Source organism: Pseudomonas sp. NPDC089401 (assembly GCF_044749485.1).
Classification (GTDB): Bacteria; Pseudomonadota; Gammaproteobacteria; order Pseudomonadales; family Pseudomonadaceae; genus Aquipseudomonas.
The window spans coordinates 315,797-330,057 of sequence record NZ_JBIVIA010000002.1 but is presented as its reverse complement, the minus strand read 5'-3'; the positions used below and the strand labels follow the sequence as shown (position 1 = coordinate 330,057).

Annotated in this window: 15 protein-coding genes; 9 read left to right on the top strand and 6 right to left on the bottom strand. The window is 66.3% G+C overall.

The window, feature by feature from the left end:
• Both lysA and ACIP21_RS05665 read right to left on the bottom strand, forming a co-directional pair.
• Positions 1-1,248, bottom strand: coding sequence for a diaminopimelate decarboxylase (lysA, locus tag ACIP21_RS05670; RefSeq protein ID WP_400684994.1), 1,248 nt, complete (start codon positions 1,246-1,248; stop codon positions 1-3).
• Positions 1,249-1,257: 9 nt separating this feature from the next.
• Positions 1,258-1,467 carry a lipoprotein gene (locus ACIP21_RS05665; protein WP_400684992.1) on the bottom strand — a complete coding sequence of 70 codons (210 nt, stop codon included), beginning with the start codon at positions 1,465-1,467 and terminating at the stop codon, positions 1,258-1,260.
• 247 nt (positions 1,468-1,714) lie between these two features.
• On the opposite strand from ACIP21_RS05665, the gene cyaY reads away from it, so the two are divergent.
• The 3 genes from cyaY (at position 1,715) to rnk (ending at position 2,806) form a co-directional block, all read left to right on the top strand.
• Positions 1,715-2,047, top strand: coding sequence for an iron donor protein CyaY (cyaY, locus tag ACIP21_RS05660; protein WP_054886458.1), 333 nt, complete (start codon positions 1,715-1,717; stop codon positions 2,045-2,047).
• Position 2,048: 1 nt separating this feature from the next.
• A complete protein-coding gene (locus ACIP21_RS05655; protein ID WP_400684990.1) occupies positions 2,049-2,261 on the top strand; it encodes a DUF1289 domain-containing protein in 213 nt (70 codons plus the stop codon).
• Between the two features lie 134 nt (positions 2,262-2,395).
• Positions 2,396-2,806 (top strand): nucleoside diphosphate kinase regulator, encoded by a 411-nt coding sequence (rnk, locus tag ACIP21_RS05650; RefSeq protein ID WP_400684988.1) that lies wholly within the window; start codon positions 2,396-2,398, stop codon positions 2,804-2,806.
• 117 nt (positions 2,807-2,923) lie between these two features.
• Here the strand turns inward: rnk and ACIP21_RS05645 are convergent, their stop codons facing one another.
• From ACIP21_RS05645 to ACIP21_RS05635, 3 genes are all read right to left on the bottom strand, one after another.
• Positions 2,924-5,788, bottom strand: coding sequence for a class I adenylate cyclase (locus ACIP21_RS05645; RefSeq protein ID WP_400684986.1), 2,865 nt, complete (start codon positions 5,786-5,788; stop codon positions 2,924-2,926).
• Between the two features lie 192 nt (positions 5,789-5,980).
• Positions 5,981-6,226 (bottom strand): TIGR02647 family protein, encoded by a 246-nt coding sequence (locus tag ACIP21_RS05640; protein WP_400684984.1) that lies wholly within the window; start codon positions 6,224-6,226, stop codon positions 5,981-5,983.
• Positions 6,227-6,295: 69 nt separating this feature from the next.
• Complete coding sequence (locus ACIP21_RS05635; protein WP_400684982.1) at positions 6,296-6,595, bottom strand: hypothetical protein; 300 nt, start codon at positions 6,593-6,595, stop codon at positions 6,296-6,298.
• Positions 6,596-6,742: 147 nt separating this feature from the next.
• Between ACIP21_RS05635 and ACIP21_RS05630 the strand changes: the two genes are divergently transcribed.
• The gene (locus ACIP21_RS05630; protein WP_400684979.1) at positions 6,743-7,405 is read left to right on the top strand and encodes a glutathione S-transferase; all 663 of its coding nucleotides are present in this window, start codon (positions 6,743-6,745) and stop codon (positions 7,403-7,405) included.
• A 124-nt stretch (positions 7,406-7,529) separates the two neighbouring features.
• On the opposite strand, the gene argH is transcribed toward ACIP21_RS05630, so the two are convergent.
• On the bottom strand, positions 7,530-8,924 hold the full coding sequence (gene argH / locus ACIP21_RS05625) for an argininosuccinate lyase (protein WP_400684976.1): 1,395 nt from the start codon (positions 8,922-8,924) through the stop codon (positions 7,530-7,532).
• Between the two features lie 309 nt (positions 8,925-9,233).
• Here argH and ACIP21_RS05620 point away from each other — a divergent pair, with 309 nt between their 5' ends.
• The 5 genes from ACIP21_RS05620 (at position 9,234) to ACIP21_RS05600 (ending at position 14,252) form a co-directional block, all read left to right on the top strand.
• On the top strand, positions 9,234-9,977 hold the full coding sequence (locus ACIP21_RS05620) for a LytR/AlgR family response regulator transcription factor (RefSeq protein WP_400684974.1): 744 nt from the start codon (positions 9,234-9,236) through the stop codon (positions 9,975-9,977).
• Positions 9,978-10,165: 188 nt separating this feature from the next.
• Positions 10,166-11,107, top strand: coding sequence for a hydroxymethylbilane synthase (gene hemC / locus ACIP21_RS05615; protein WP_400684972.1), 942 nt, complete (start codon positions 10,166-10,168; stop codon positions 11,105-11,107).
• A complete protein-coding gene (locus tag ACIP21_RS05610; protein ID WP_400684969.1) occupies positions 11,104-11,871 on the top strand; it encodes a uroporphyrinogen-III synthase in 768 nt (255 codons plus the stop codon). Before hemC ends, ACIP21_RS05610 begins: the two co-directional genes overlap by 4 nt.
• A gap of 45 nt (positions 11,872-11,916) precedes the next feature.
• Positions 11,917-13,017, top strand: coding sequence for a uroporphyrinogen-III C-methyltransferase (locus ACIP21_RS05605; RefSeq protein WP_400684967.1), 1,101 nt, complete (start codon positions 11,917-11,919; stop codon positions 13,015-13,017).
• Positions 13,014-14,252, top strand: a complete 1,239-nt coding sequence (locus tag ACIP21_RS05600; RefSeq protein WP_400684965.1) for a heme biosynthesis protein HemY — start codon at positions 13,014-13,016, stop codon at positions 14,250-14,252. The genes ACIP21_RS05605 and ACIP21_RS05600 overlap by 4 nt, the downstream gene beginning before the upstream one ends.
• Positions 14,253-14,261: the final 9 nt, after the last annotated feature.

The following is a 14,261-nucleotide window of genomic DNA, read 5'->3' as shown; positions in this document are numbered from 1 at the left end:
TTACTCCGGCAGCAGGCTTTCGCCAGCATACAGTTCGGCGATGGTCTCGCGGCGGCGGACTTCGAAGGCCTGGTCACCGTCGACGAGGATTTCTGCGCAACGGCCGCGGGTGTTGTAGTTGGAGCTCATGACGAAACCATAGGCGCCCGCCGACTGCACGGCCAGCAGGTCACCCTCGGCCAGGTTCAGTTCGCGGTCCTTGGCGAGGAAGTCGCCGGTTTCGCAGATCGGCCCGACCAGGTCGTAGGCACGGCCCTGGCCTTCGCGTGGCTTGACCGCGCTGACGCCCATCCAGGCCTGGTAAAGGGCCGGGCGGATCAGGTCGTTCATCGCCGCATCGACGATGGCGAAGTCCTTGTGTTCGGTGTGCTTGAGGTATTCCACGCGGGTCAGCAGGGCGCCGGCGTTGGCCACGATGTAGCGGCCCGGCTCGAACACCAGGGCCAGCTCGCGGCTGCCGACGCGCTCGCGGATGGCCTTGATGTAGTCGGCCAGCAGCGGTGGCTGTTCGTCGCGATAGCGCACACCGACGCCGCCGCCCAGGTCCAGGTGACGCAGGTGGATGCCGCACTCGGCGAGGCGGTCGACCAGGTCCAGCAGGCGGTCGAGGGCGTCGAGGAACGGGTCGACGGTGGTCAGCTGCGAACCGATGTGGCAGTCGACACCGACCACGTCCAGGTTCGGCAGCTGCGCGGCGCGCACGTAGATGGCTTCGGCGTCGGCGATGGCGATGCCGAACTTGTTCTCTTTGAGGCCGGTGGAGATGTACGGGTGGGTGCCGGCATCGACATCCGGGTTCACCCGCAGCGAGACCGGTGCCACCTTGCCCATCTCGGCGGCCACGACCTGCAGGCGCTCGAGCTCGTCGGTGGACTCGACGTTGAAGCAGTGCACGCCGACTTCCAGGGCGCGGCGCATGTCTTCGCGGGTCTTGCCGACGCCGGAGAACACCACGCGATCGGCACGCCCGCCGGCGGCCAGCACACGCTCCAGCTCGCCGCCGGAAACGATGTCGAAGCCCGCGCCCAGGCGTGCCAGGACGTTCAGCACGCCGAGGTTGGAGTTGGCCTTGACCGCGAAGCAGACCAGGTGCTCGGTGCCTTGCAGGGCATCGGTGTAGCTGCGGTACTGGGCCTCGATGTGGGCGCGCGAGTACACGTAGGTCGGGGTGCCGAAACGTTCGGCGATGGCCGACAGGGCCACGCCTTCCGCGAACAGTTCACCGTCGCGGTAGTTGAAAGCGTTCATCTGATTTCCTTACTGCTCTGGCGACTGCTCGGGCTGGATCGGCTGCTCTTCCTGCGGTTGGACCGCCGGGGCGTGCTGATGCTGGTGCTGGTGCGACTTGCTCGGGCCTTTGCCGTCCTTGCCGTCTTCCGGCAGGTACAGCGGGCCCTTCTGACCGCAGGCCGAAACGAGGCAGGCAACCGCGACCAGCGCCGCGAGCGAGGAAATCAGGCGCTTCATGGGTGAAATCCTTTGAAATATGCAGTATTGCGCCCGAGTATACCGAGCGACCGGCGGCTTGCCTATGCAAGAGCCGGTCCGTCGGGCGGGCTATGCTTGAGCGTTGGCAAACCGCTGCCAGACCCTGTGGGAGCGGGTTTACCCGCGAAGAGGCCGGTGCAGGCGGTCGCTAGTCTTTGCATTCGGCGGCTGGCGCCCGTATCTTGCCCGGCTTGCCTGTAATGCAGCCAATTTCGAGGTTCCTGCAATGAGTTTGAGCGAAGCGCGTTTCCATGATCTGGTCGACGCGACCCAACAGGCCCTGGAAGACCTGTTCGACGAGAGCGGCCTGGACCTGGACATGGAGAATTCCGGTGGCGTGCTCACCGTCAAGTTCGAAGGCGGCGCCCAGCTGATCTTCAGCCGCCAGGAGCCGCTGCGCCAGCTGTGGCTGGCCGACCGTTCCGGCGGTTTCCACTTCGACTACGACGAAGAAAGCGGCAAGTGGGTGTGCGAGAAGAGCGAAGAGCTGCTCAACGAAATGCTCGAGCGCATCGTCTGGGAGCGGGCCGGCGAGAAGCTGGATTTCGACGAGATCTGACATGAGCACGCCAGCGCGACCGCCCAAGCCGCTCTACAGCAACGTCAGCCCGGCGGTACCGTCGCCCTGCATCAGCGTCTGCCGCCTCGACGAGCAGCGGGTGTGCACCGGTTGCCAGCGGCATGTCGAGCACATCCGCGAGTGGCGCTCGGCCGATGACGAACGGCGCCGGCAGATTTGCCGCGAAGCCGAGGCCCTGCGCGCACGGGCTTGAGTATTTGCCCGGCTGTGGTAGTGTCGGGTTGTGCGCCACCGACGCAAAAGCATTCGCAAACCCCGCCCTTGGGCGGGGTTTTGCTTTATCTGCCGGTGCAAAAATTTGCCTGTTGAATGGAGTCTGACTGGATCATGAGCACCACGCCTGCCCTTACCCTCACCCGATTGGACGTACAGCGTCTGGAGCGTCTGCTCGACAGCCTCGACGACAGTACGCCGGGTGTGCTCGCCCTGCAGCAGGAACTGGACCGTGCCGAGCGGGTGGTCGGGCATGAAGAGGTGCCGGCAGGCGTGGTGACCATGAATTCGCGGGTGCACTGCCGCGAGGCGGCCAGCGGCAAGGATTACCACCTGACCCTGGTGTACCCGAAGGACGCCGGCGGTGAGGGCAAGGTCTCGGTGCTGGCACCGATCGGTTGCGCGTTGCTGGGGTTGTCGGTGGGTGAGCAGATCGACTGGCCGGCGCCGGGGGGCAAGACCTTGAAGCTGGAGTTGCTGGATGTGGAATACCAGCCAGAGGCGGCGGGCGATTTCGACCTGTGAGATTTTGGGGCCGCTTTGCGGCCCTTTCGCGACACAAGGCCGCTCCTACAGGCGTTCGCGTTCCCTTGTAGGAGCGGCCTTGGGTCGCGAAAGGGCTGCGCAGCAGCCCCGGCAATCTCAAACCTCCAACGTAGCCTGCAACTTCGCCAATCCATCATTCAGTGCCTGCTCCAACTTCCCCTTGTAGCGCAGGTACAGGCTGGTCGACCCCTGCTCATCCTCCAGCAGCTCCGACAGATCCAGGTCAGTGATATAGCAGCGGTAATGCCCCGCGCCGCGCCGCTGGCCAAGAATCTGCCGGGCGACCACTTCATACAGCTGCTCGCCATGGTCCAGCTCGGAAAACTCCTGCTGGCCGCAGTACAGCGTCACATGCACCCCGTCCCCCGCACCGGCCTGGAGAATGGCCTGAACCTCGTAATACGGCTGGTCGACGCCGGCGCTCGGCAGCGGCCGCGGCTCGATGCTGCGCGCCTTGCCCGGCCCGTTCGGCAGCAACTGCGCGTAGCGGATTTCCAGTGACGCCTGCTGCAGGCTGTCGAGTGGCAGGCGGGCGTCGTGGCGCATCACCACCGAGCGCAGGAAGCGCTGCAGCGGCAGCAGCAGGTGGTTTTCGTCGTGCAGCGGCAGGCGCTGCTGCCACAGGGCGTTGTACTCGTCCAGCACGTACAGGTCGGCCCAGCCATCGAGCAGGCGGTAGAACACCTGGATGCAGCCGGGCTGCTCCTGTTCCAGCACCAACGGCAGGTCGTGGTCCTGCAAGGCATTGCTGTCCAGGTGCAGCGGGCTGTAGGCGTTGCGCTCCTCGCCCAGGTAATCGAGCAGCGCATCGTGCCCGGCCAGGGTCGCCAGGCTGACCTGGCCGGGCAGCAGCTCCAGCACATGGGTGTGTTGCGCCACCTGCAGCAGGTAGCGGTGGTTGCGGCCCTGGTCGAGCAGCAGCTGCACGGTGTCGAAGATTTCCTCGACCCGCTGGGTGATGGCCTGGGCGCGGTTGTGGCAGAAGCAGCGCACCCGTACCCGCGGGCGGTGGCTGCGCTGGCCGAGGCTGTTGAGGAAGTCGCGCAGGCAGCGCAGCAGGGCGTGCTCCCCGTCGTAGCGCTGCACCAGCACTTCGTTCCAGCTGTTGAGGGTGACCTGGTCGAGGGTCAGCACCAGGTTCTCGCGGACCCCGGCGTAGCTGAGCGAGTCGGTGCGCTCGGTGGTCATCAGGATGTTCAGGTCGCGGTGGTGGCGCAGCGGGTCGACGCCGACGTTGACCAGCAGCAGGATCTCGTCGGCCACGCTGGGCTGCAGCAGGCGCACTTCGCTGACCGTTTCCAGCGGCAGCGGGATGCCCTGTTGCAGGCTGTTGATCAGGTTGAACAGTTCGAACTCGGTCAGGTCGCTGTCGCCGGGGTGCAGCGCCAGGCGCGTGCTGCTGTCGATCACCCCGTTGCGGTGGGCCCAGGTGAGCAGTTCGAGCAGTTCGCGGCAGCGCTTGATCGGGCTGAAGTGCTCCCACTCATGCACCCCCAGATTGCCGTTGTACAGGCCCCAGTGGTGGCTGCCGGGCTCCTTGCGGTTGGGCGACTGGACCAGGGTCAGGGTGTCTTCGGCAATGTCCGGGGCGATACCCGGGTTGATCACCTCGATCTTGCCGGCGCGGCGCTCGAAGGCCGCGTACAGGCGCCGACCGAGCACGTTGAGGTCGCGCTGGTCGGCGCGGGTGCTGGCGTTCTGGGCTTGCGCGAACTGGCCGAGGAAGCGGTAGCTGTGGTTGAGCTCGGCCACCAGCTCGCGGCGCTCCACCGCCACCTGGCGCACCTTCCACTGGCTGCGGCTGTCGAGCAGGGCCAGCTGGCGTTCGTCCCAACCCCACTCGTCGGCCAGGCGCTGCAGCAGCTGGCGCTGCCAGCCGTTGCTGCGCTGGCGTTCCAGGCCGCTGAGCCGCTTGTTGACCTTCAGGTACAGGCTGCGCCGCACCAGTTCCAGGCGCGCGGTTTCGCCGCGGCCCAGCAGGTAACGCTCGATGCGCCGATAGACCATCACGTAGGGGTCGAGCTCGTCGAGGTTGAGCTGGTTGGCGAACACGGCCTGCTTGTAGTCCAGGCTCAGGCAGCGCACGTGGGGGTGCTCGCTGGCGTAGGCCTCGGTCAGCAACAGCTTGAGCAGAGACTTGTACGGCGAGTCGATGCCCTTGAACAGCTGCCACAGGCCGGCACCGACGTACTCGCCCGGTGGGATCTGCGCCAGATGGCCGAGGTCGAGGGCATCCTGGTTGCGGATGAAGCGTTTGGACAGCAGGGTATTGGTGTAGCCGTGGTAGTTGTGCTCTTCATACACCGGCACCAGCCACCACAGCGGCGTGCGCCCGGCCAGCCAGATGGCGGTACGGTAGAACTCGTCGAGCAGCAGGTAATGCTGGGTTGTGCCACAGTCGTCGGAGCTGAGCTGGCTGTCGCGCTGGCCCTGGGCGAAGTGCTGCGGGTCGATCAGAAAGAAGTGCGCCTCGGCGCCCTGGCTGGCGGCCCAGGTTTCCAGCAACTGGCACTTGCGCCGCAGCTCGTCGCGCTGGGTCTCGTCCAGGCCCGGGGCGTGACACACCCACAGGTCCATGTCGCTCTGCTCGGCCTGGGCCAGCGAGCCCATGCTGCCCATCAGGAACAGGCCGTGGATCGGCCGGGGCGGGTTGCCGTGGCGGGCCTTGTAGGCGAACGAGCGGGCCAGGCGCTGGGCGTCGGCGACCCGCTCGGCGTCCGGCTCGAAGCCGGCGACGCCGGCCGGAGTGGCGCCGGACACGTAGCCGGGCAGCAGCGGGTGGTTGACGTGGAACAGCAGCGGCAACAGGGTCAGCACCAGTTGCTGGCGTGTCGACAGGCCTTCCATGGCACGTTCCAGGCGGCCCTGGTTGATGTGCAGGAAACGCGCGCGCAACGTCGACAGCACCTTGCGGTCGATGCCTTGGTCGAGGTCGGGGCGGATTTCGTGGGGGTGGGTCATTGCACACTCAGGGGCGGGCCGGGGGAGCTGTGGCGAGTTTAGCCTGAGTGGGGCGGTCGGATAAGCATCAAATGGATTCTTGACGTCATTTTTCTAGCGCCTGGTCAGGCCTCTTCGCGGGTAAACCCGCTCCCACAGGGGATCGCATGTCTCTGTGGGAGCGGGTTCACCCGCGAAGAGGCCGGCACAGGGTCATGCGGGCTGCGGGGCTTTCAGGACATTGAGCAGCAACTGCACGCTCTCCACCGCATCATGCCCCAGGCTGGTCAGGTAACCACCGTCGGGCTGGTCAGTCAGTTGCTTGTCGTGCAGGCGCTTGGCCGCAGCGATCAGGGTGGGGGAGGCGTTGGCGTGAATCTTGATCCCTTCCTGGCTGCTGTCCAGGTTGAACAGGGCGAGCACTTCCAGTTCGGCGATCAGTTCGGGGGTGAAGGACATGGCGACTCCTGACTTCCAGACAAGGATGGCGGCACCGCCAGCGGTGCCTGATCCTGGAGTGTAGTCGGGTTATTCGTCGTCACCTTGATCTGCCTCAGGCGGCAGCTCCGGCAGGGCGCGCAGGGCGGCTTCGTACCACTCGCCGTTGAACGGGCGGTCTTGCGAAAGCATGTTGTCGATCTCGATGGCCAGCACGTGGGCCATGAGGTTGAGGATGTCTTCACGGGCGTAGCCGACCAGGCTCAGCTTGTTGAAGGTGGCCTTGGCCGCCGCCGGTTCGCCGCTTTCGATCTGGTTTTCGATGGCTTCGGTCAGTGTCGCCTCGGCGAAGGCTTCTTCGTCGTTGTCGATGTCGTCGTGCTCGCTCATGGCGGTACTCCTGTGGTGGGACGCACAGTTTGCCATGCCCGCGCCGGCAATGCCCGGCCATCGAGCGGGCGCATGATGCTGGCCAGGCGCCTGCGCAGGGTCTATAACAGCCGGGCCATCCCCATACGGCCTGGAGGCTGTAACCCCATGCTCAAGCTTCACGGATTCTCGGTCAGCAACTACTACAACATGGTCAAGCTGGCCCTGCTGGAGAAAGGCCTGCCTTTCGAGGAAGTCGCCTTCTATGGCGGCCAGGCGCCGCAGGCGCTGGCAGTCAGCCCACGGGGCAAGGTGCCGGTGCTGGAGACGGAACACGGGTTTCTCAGCGAAACCAGCGTGATCCTCGACTATATCGAGCAGACCCAGGGCGGCAAGGCGCTGCTGCCGGCTGACCCGTTCGCCCAGGCCAAGGTGCGTGAGCTGCTCAAGGAAATCGAGCTGTACATCGAGTTGCCGGCGCGTAGCTGTTACGCCGAGTCATTTTTCGGCATGCAGGTCGAGCCGCTGATCAAGGAGCGTGCGCGTACCGAGCTGCTGGCGGGCTTCGCCACGCTCAAGCGCAACGGGCGGTTCGCGCCTTATGTGGCAGGTGAACAGATGACCGTGGCCGACCTGATGTTCTGCTTCTCGGTGGACCTGGCCTGCGCAGTGGGCAAGAAGGTACTGGGCATCGACTTCCTGGCGGACTTCCCGCAGGCGAAGGCGTTGCTCGAATTGATGGGCCAGAACCCGCACATGGCGCGCGTGGCGGCAGACAAGGAAGCGGCGATGCCGGCCTTCCTGGAGATGGTGCGCAGCGGTAAACGCTGAGGTCGGAGCTGGGGCCTTCGCGGGTAAACCCGCTCCCACAGGTACTGCACAGGATTCAAAAGCTGTGTAGTACCTGTGGGAGCGGGCTTGCCCGCGAACGAGGGCGAAGCCCTCGCCATGGGCCTTAGCGCGAAGCCAGCAGGGCGTTGCCGCGGGCGACGGCGGCGCGCACCTGGGCCGGTGCCGTACCACCGATGTGGTCACGGGCATTCACCGAGCCTTCCAGGGTCAGCACGGCGAACACGTCCTGTTCGATCTGGTCGCTGAACTGGCGCAGTTCGTCCAGGCTCATCTCGGCCAGGTCCTTGCCGGTGTCGACGCCGTATTTCACGGCGTGGCCGACGATCTCGTGGCAGTCACGGAACGGCAGGCCACGGCGTACCAGGTAGTCGGCAAGGTCGGTGGCGGTGGAGAAACCGCGCAGCGCCGCTTCGCGCATGATGGCGTGCTTGGGCTTGATCGCCGGGATCATGTCGGCGAAGGCACGCAGCGAGTCGCGCAGGGTATCGGCGGCGTCGAACAGCGGCTCCTTGTCTTCCTGGTTGTCCTTGTTGTAGGCCAGCGGCTGGCCTTTCATCAGGGTCAGCAGGCCGGTCAGGGCGCCGAACACGCGGCCGGTCTTGCCACGCACCAGCTCCGGCACGTCCGGGTTCTTCTTCTGCGGCATGATCGAGCTGCCGGTGCAGAAGCGATCAGGCAGGTCGATGAACTGGAACTGCGCGCTGGTCCACAGCACCAGCTCTTCGGAGAAGCGCGACAGGTGCATCATCGCGATGCTCGCGGCAGCGCAGAATTCGATGGCGAAGTCACGGTCCGAGACGCCGTCCAGCGAGTTGCCGGCCACGGCCTCGAAGCCCAGCAGCTTGCAGGTCAGCTCACGGTCGATCGGGTAGGTGGTGCCGGCCAGCGCGGCGCTGCCCAGGGGCATGCGGTTGGCACGCTTGCGGCAGTCGACCAGGCGCTCGTAATCGCGGCTGAGCATTTCGAACCAGGCCAGCAGGTGGTGGCCGAAGGTGACCGGCTGGGCGGTCTGCAGGTGGGTGAAGCCGGGCATGATGGTTTCGGCTTCACGCTCGGCCTGCTCCAGCAGGCCCTTCTGCAGGCGGGTGATCTCGCCGAGGATCAGGTCGATCTCGTCGCGCAGCCACAGGCGGATGTCGGTGGCCACCTGGTCGTTGCGGCTGCGGCCGGTGTGCAGCTTCTTGCCGGTGATGCCGATGCGGTCGGTCAGGCGTGCCTCGATGTTCATGTGCACGTCTTCGAGGTCGACGCGCCAGTCGAAGTTGCCGGCCTCGATTTCACCCTGGATGGTCTTCAGGCCATCGATGATGGTGTCGCGCTCGGCGTCGCTGAGTACGCCGACCTGCGCCAGCATGGTGGCGTGGGCGATCGAACCCATGATGTCGTGGCGGTACAGGCGCTTGTCGAAATCGACCGAAGCGGTGAAACGGGCGACGAAGGCGTCGACGGGCTCACTGAAGCGGCCGCCCCAGGACTGATTGGTCTTGTCGGTGCTCATGGATTCACTCATTGCAGGCGTGAACGAAAAAGTGGCGCCGATGATAGCAGGGTTGGGCCGGCCGCCGCAGGACGTCGGTCGACAGAAACCCGTGGAAAACGGCGGCAAAGGCGGGCGCTGACGATATTCAACGATTGAACGGCGATGTTCCACGGACCGTCTACAGTTGGACAGAGGACTGGCAGCGATTCTGCCGACTCAGTGAATCTTTGGCCTTCGCATCGGTCTAGAGCGTGACCGCAGTGTCGCTCGACCTGCTCTTGTCTACGCTATACCTGTGCGAGACTCACTCAGGAATCCAGAGCAATTATGAATGTCCTGATCGTTGATGACGAACCCCAAGCCCGCGAACGCCTGACGCGGCTGTTCGCTGAACTGGAGGGCTATGCCGTGCTGGAGCCCAGCGCCACCAACGGCGAAGAGGCCCTGGCCCTGATCGAAAGCCTCAAGCCAGACGTGGTCCTGCTGGACATCGGCATGCCCGGCCTCGATGGCCTGCAGGTCGCCGCGCGCCTGTGCGAGCGCGAGGCGCCGCCGTCGGTGGTGTTTTGCACCGGCGACGATGAATACGGTACCGAGGCCTTCAAGGACAGTACCCTCAGCCACGTGACCAAGCCGATCCAGCCCCAGGGCCTGCGCGATGCCCTGCGCAAGGCCGAGAAACCCAACCGCGCGCAGTTGGCCGCGCTGACCCGGCCGGGCAGCGAGGGTGGCGTACCGCGCAGCCATATCAGTGCGCGCACGCGCAAAGGGATCGAGCTGATCCCGCTGCCCCAGGTCATTTATTTCATCGCTGACCACAAGTACGTGACCCTGCGCCACGAAGCCGGGGAAGTGCTGCTGGACGAGCCGTTGAAGGCTCTGGAAGACGAATTCGGCGACCGCTTCGTGCGCATCCACCGCAACGCGCTGGTCGCCCGGGAACGCATCGAGCGCCTGCAGCGCACGCCGCTTGGGCATTTCCAGCTGTTCCTCAAGGGCCTCGATGGCGACGCCCTGACCGTCAGCCGCCGGCATGTGGCGGGTGTGCGCAAGATGATGCAGACCCTCTGATCAGGATCGCGAGTCCCGTGTAGGAGCGGCCTTGCGTCGCGAAAGGGCTGCGCAGCAGCCCCAGGACTGATCCTCCAACCCACCAAACCCCGAGGCCGCTTTGCGGCCTTTTCGCGACGCAAGGCCGCTCCTACAGGCCCCGGCGATGCTGTTATCATCGGCGGCATTTCTCTGGATCGGGGCGTTTCATGTCCACTCGCGAAATCCGCATTGCCACCCGTAAAAGTGCCTTGGCCCTGTGGCAGGCCGAATACGTCAAAGCCCGCCTGGAGCAGGCGCATCCCGGCCTGCAGGTGACCCTGGTGCCCATGGTCAGCCGCGGCGACAAGCTGCTCGACGCGCCACTGGCGAAGATCGGCGGCAAGGGCCTGTTCGTCAAGGAGCTGGAAACCGCCCTGCTGGACAACGAAGCCGACATCGCCGTGCATTCGATGAAGGACGTGCCCATGGACTTCCCGCAAGGCCTGGGCCTGTACTGCATCTGCGAGCGCGAAGACCCGCGTGATGCCTTCGTCTCCAATACCTACGCCAGCCTCGACGCACTGCCGGCCGGCAGCATCGTCGGCACCTCCAGCCTGCGCCGCCAGGCCCAGCTGCTGGCGCGCCGGCCCGACCTGAAGATCCAGTTCCTGCGCGGCAACGTCAACACCCGCCTGGCCAAGCTCGATGCCGGCGAGTACGACGCCATCATCCTCGCCGCGGCAGGCCTGATCCGCCTCGGCTTCGAAGACCGCATCAGCGACAGCATCAGCGTCGACGACAGCCTGCCGGCCGGTGGCCAAGGTGCCGTGGGCATCGAGTGCCGCAGCGCCGACGACGAGATCCACGCCTTGCTCAAGCCGCTCCACCACGCCGACACCGCCGACCGGGTGGTGGCCGAGCGCGCCCTGAACAAACGCCTCAACGGCGGCTGCCAGGTTCCGATCGCCTGCTACGCAGTGCTCGAAGGCGAGCAGCTGTGGCTGCGCGGCCTGGTCGGTCAGCCCAGCGGAGGCACCTTGCTGGTGGCCGATGCGCGTGCACCGCGTGGGGCTGCCGAAGCCTTGGGCGTGCAGGTGGCCGAAGACCTGCTGGGGCAGGGCGCCGAGGCCATCCTCAAGGACGTCTATGGCGAGGCCGGCCACCCGTGAGCCCCTGGCGCCTGCTGCTGACCCGGCCTGCCGATGACTGTGCAGCGCTGGCGCTGACGCTGGCAGAGGCTGGCGTTGCCAGCAGCTGCCTGCCCTTGCTGGCGATAGAGCCGGTCGAGCTGGCGCCTGGGCAACGCCAGGTGCTGGCAGGGCTGGCGCAGTGCCAGGCGCTCATCGTGGTCAGCAAGCCGGCTGCCCGGCTGCTGCTCGAGCGCTTCGCCGAGGCGGGCGTGCAAGCCCCTGCGAAAGGCTGGTTCACGGTGGGGGAGGCGACGGCGGCGGTGCTGCAATCCGCCGGTCTGGAGGTGAATTTCCCTACAGTGGGTGACGACAGCGAGGCCTTGCTTGCGCTCCCAGTCCTGCGCCAGGCTGTCGCGGTTCCTACGCCCCGCGTAGTGATTGTCCGCGGCGTTGGAGGTCGCGAACTGCTGGCAGAGCGTCTTGCAGAGCAAGGTGCTAGTGTCGAATATCTGGAACTGTATCGTCGCTGCCTGCCGGCGTACCCGGCGGGCACCCTGGTGCGGCGCATCGCAGCGGAACGCCTCAACGGCGTGGTGGTCAGCAGTGGGCAGGGTCTTGAACACCTGCAGCAGATGGCCGCGGCCGATTGGCCGCAGGTGGCGCGCCTGCCGTTGTTCGTGCCGGGCCCGAGGGTCGCCGAACTGGCCAGGGGCGCTGGGGCCCAACAGGTTGTGGATTGCCGTGGCGCCAGTGCCGCGGCCTTGCTGGCAGCCGTGCAGCGCAGCGCTGCACCTGCCTCTTAAGGCGCTAAGCTCAGAGCGATGCGCCCCCATGCAAAGGATGGATACGTGAGCGAAACTGTCTTGTCCAACAATGATCAGCCGTCGGTGCAAAAGCCGGCGGCGCCCGTCACCGAAAAGCCCGTCAAGCGCTCCGGCAGTGGCCTGGCCCTGCTGGCGCTGCTGGTCGGCGCGGCCGGGGTCGCGGTCGGTGGTTGGGGTGTCTGGCAGGTTCGCCACCTGCAGGGCAACGAGCTGAGCCAGGGCGAGCACCTGGAGGCCTTGAACCAGCGTGCCAGCGCCTTGCAGCAACGCGAACAGCAGATCAGCGCTCAGCTGGCCAGCCTGCCGGCGGCCAGCGAACTGGAAGACCGCCGCCGCCTGGTGGCGCAGTTGCAGAGTGACCAGCAGCGCCTCGGCCAGCGCCTGGAAACCGTGCTCGGCGAGAGCCGCAAGGAGTGGCGCCTGGCCGAGGCCGAGCACCTGCTGCGCCTGGCCACCCTGCGCCTGTCGGCGTTGCAGGACATCACCAGCGCCAAGGCCCTGGTCGAAGGCGCCGATGAAATTCTCCGTGAGCAGAGTGACCCGGGTGCCTTCGCCGCCCGCGAGCAGCTTGCGCGCAGCCTGGCGACGCTGGGCAGCACCCAGCAACCGGACCGTACCGGGCTGTTCCTCAAGCTGGCGGCCCAGCGTGAACAGGTGCAGCAACTGAGCGCCCAGTCGCCGGAGTTCGACAGCAACGCCGATGCCCTGGGTGCGCTGACCGCTGACGGTGATGGCGCCAGTCGCCTGTCGCAGTGGTGGGCAGAGATTTCCAAGTACTTCCAGGTCGACTTCAACGCCGACGACAACGTGCGCCCGCTGCTGGCCGGTCAGCAGCTGAACCAGCTGCGCCTGGCCCTGAGCCTGACCATCGAGCAGGCCCAGTGGGCGGCGCTCAACGGCGAAGCCAAGGTCTACAACCAGGCCCTGGATGACGCCCGTAGCGTGCTGCTGGCCAACTTCAATGCCGACAACCCGCAAAGCAAGGCCATGCTCGACAGCCTCAATGCGCTGGCCGAGCAGCCGGTGTCGGTGGTCACGCCGGACCTGAGCGAAAGCCTGGCCGCGGTGCAGGCCTACATCCAGCGCCGCCACCTGCCGGCCGAGGCACAAGGGGGCAAGCCATGAAGCGCGTCTACCTGCTGGCGGTGCTGGCGATCGTGATCGCGGCAGCCCTGGGCATCGCGGTGGCCAAGCACAGTGGCTACGTGCTGATCGCCTACGGCGGCTTCCGTTACCAGTCCGGGCTGTGGGCCGCGCTGGGTGCGTTGGTGGCCGTGGTGCTGGTGCTGCTGCTGATCCGCTACCTGGTCGGCCTGGTGCTGACCTCCAGCGGCGTGGTCAACCCGTGGTCGCGGCGCAACCGCAGCCGGCGCGTGCGCATCGCTATCGAACAGGGCCAGCTGGACCTGGCCGAAGGGCGCTGGGCCAGCGCGGAGCGCCACCTGCATCGCGCCGCCGAAGCCGAGCGCCAGCCGTTGCTGTACTACCTCGGTGCCGCACGGGCGGCCAACGAGCAGGGGCGCAAGGACGAGAGCGACAGCTTGCTGGAACGTGCCCTCGAACGTCAGCCCCAGGCCGAACTGGCCATTGCCCTGACCCACGCCCAGTTGCAGATGGACCGTGGCGAGACCGCTGGCGCGCTGGAAACCCTGCTGGCGATGCACGAGCGTCACCCGCAGAACAACCAGGTGCTGCGCTTGCTGCAGCGTCTCTACCTGGAGCAGGGAGACTGGTCGGCGTTGATTCGCCTGCTGCCGGACCTGCGCAAGAACAAGGTGCTGCCGGCAGCCGAACTGGCGGCCCTGGAGCAGCGTGCATGGGGCCAGAACCTGAGCCTGGCGAGCACCCGTGGCGAGGATATGCACAGTGCCCGCCAGGCGCTGGAGCGGGCCTGGCAGCAGTTGACCTCGGCGCAACGCCAGGCGCCGCAACTGGTATTGGCCTACGCCGAGCAGTTGCGTCAGGTGGGTGCCCAGGGCGAGGCCGAGCAGGTGCTGCGTACTGCGCTCAAGCGTGAATACGAAAGCCATCTGGCGCGCCTGTATGGCCTGGTGCGTGGCGATGACCCGGCGCGTCAGCTGCAAACTGCCGAAGGCTGGCTCAAGGCCCACCCTCAGGACCCGAGCCTGTTGCTCACCCTGGGCCGCCTGAGCCTGCAGAATCGCCTGTGGGGCAAGGCCCGCGACTATCTGGAAAGCAGCCTGAGCATGGAGCGCAATCCAGAGGCCTGTGCCGAACTGGCGCGCCTGCTCGCCGGCCTGGGCGAGACCGAGCGCAGCAACCAGCTGTTCCAGGAAGGCCTTGGCTTGCTCGACGAGCGACTGCTGGCCCTGCCTTTGCCCGAAGGCGTGCGCGCCTGAACCACCCCA

Excerpts from the sequence above, each read along its gene's own strand:
- lysA (WP_400684994.1), bottom strand. The coding sequence starts at position 1,248 with ATGAACGCTTTCAACTACCGCGACGGTGAACTGTTCGCGGAAGGCGTG.
- ACIP21_RS05665 (WP_400684992.1), bottom strand. The coding sequence starts at position 1,467 with ATGAAGCGCCTGATTTCCTCGCTCGCGGCGCTGGTCGCGGTTGCCTGC.
- cyaY (WP_054886458.1), top strand. The coding sequence starts at position 1,715 with ATGAGTTTGAGCGAAGCGCGTTTCCATGATCTGGTCGACGCGACCCAA.
- ACIP21_RS05655 (WP_400684990.1), top strand. The coding sequence starts at position 2,049 with ATGAGCACGCCAGCGCGACCGCCCAAGCCGCTCTACAGCAACGTCAGC.
- rnk (WP_400684988.1), top strand. The coding sequence starts at position 2,396 with ATGAGCACCACGCCTGCCCTTACCCTCACCCGATTGGACGTACAGCGT.
- ACIP21_RS05645 (WP_400684986.1), bottom strand. The coding sequence starts at position 5,788 with ATGACCCACCCCCACGAAATCCGCCCCGACCTCGACCAAGGCATCGAC.
- ACIP21_RS05640 (WP_400684984.1), bottom strand. The coding sequence starts at position 6,226 with ATGTCCTTCACCCCCGAACTGATCGCCGAACTGGAAGTGCTCGCCCTG.
- ACIP21_RS05635 (WP_400684982.1), bottom strand. The coding sequence starts at position 6,595 with ATGAGCGAGCACGACGACATCGACAACGACGAAGAAGCCTTCGCCGAG.
- ACIP21_RS05630 (WP_400684979.1), top strand. The coding sequence starts at position 6,743 with ATGCTCAAGCTTCACGGATTCTCGGTCAGCAACTACTACAACATGGTC.
- argH (WP_400684976.1), bottom strand. The coding sequence starts at position 8,924 with ATGAGCACCGACAAGACCAATCAGTCCTGGGGCGGCCGCTTCAGTGAG.
- ACIP21_RS05620 (WP_400684974.1), top strand. The coding sequence starts at position 9,234 with ATGAATGTCCTGATCGTTGATGACGAACCCCAAGCCCGCGAACGCCTG.
- hemC (WP_400684972.1), top strand. The coding sequence starts at position 10,166 with ATGTCCACTCGCGAAATCCGCATTGCCACCCGTAAAAGTGCCTTGGCC.
- ACIP21_RS05600 (WP_400684965.1), top strand. The coding sequence starts at position 13,014 with ATGAAGCGCGTCTACCTGCTGGCGGTGCTGGCGATCGTGATCGCGGCA.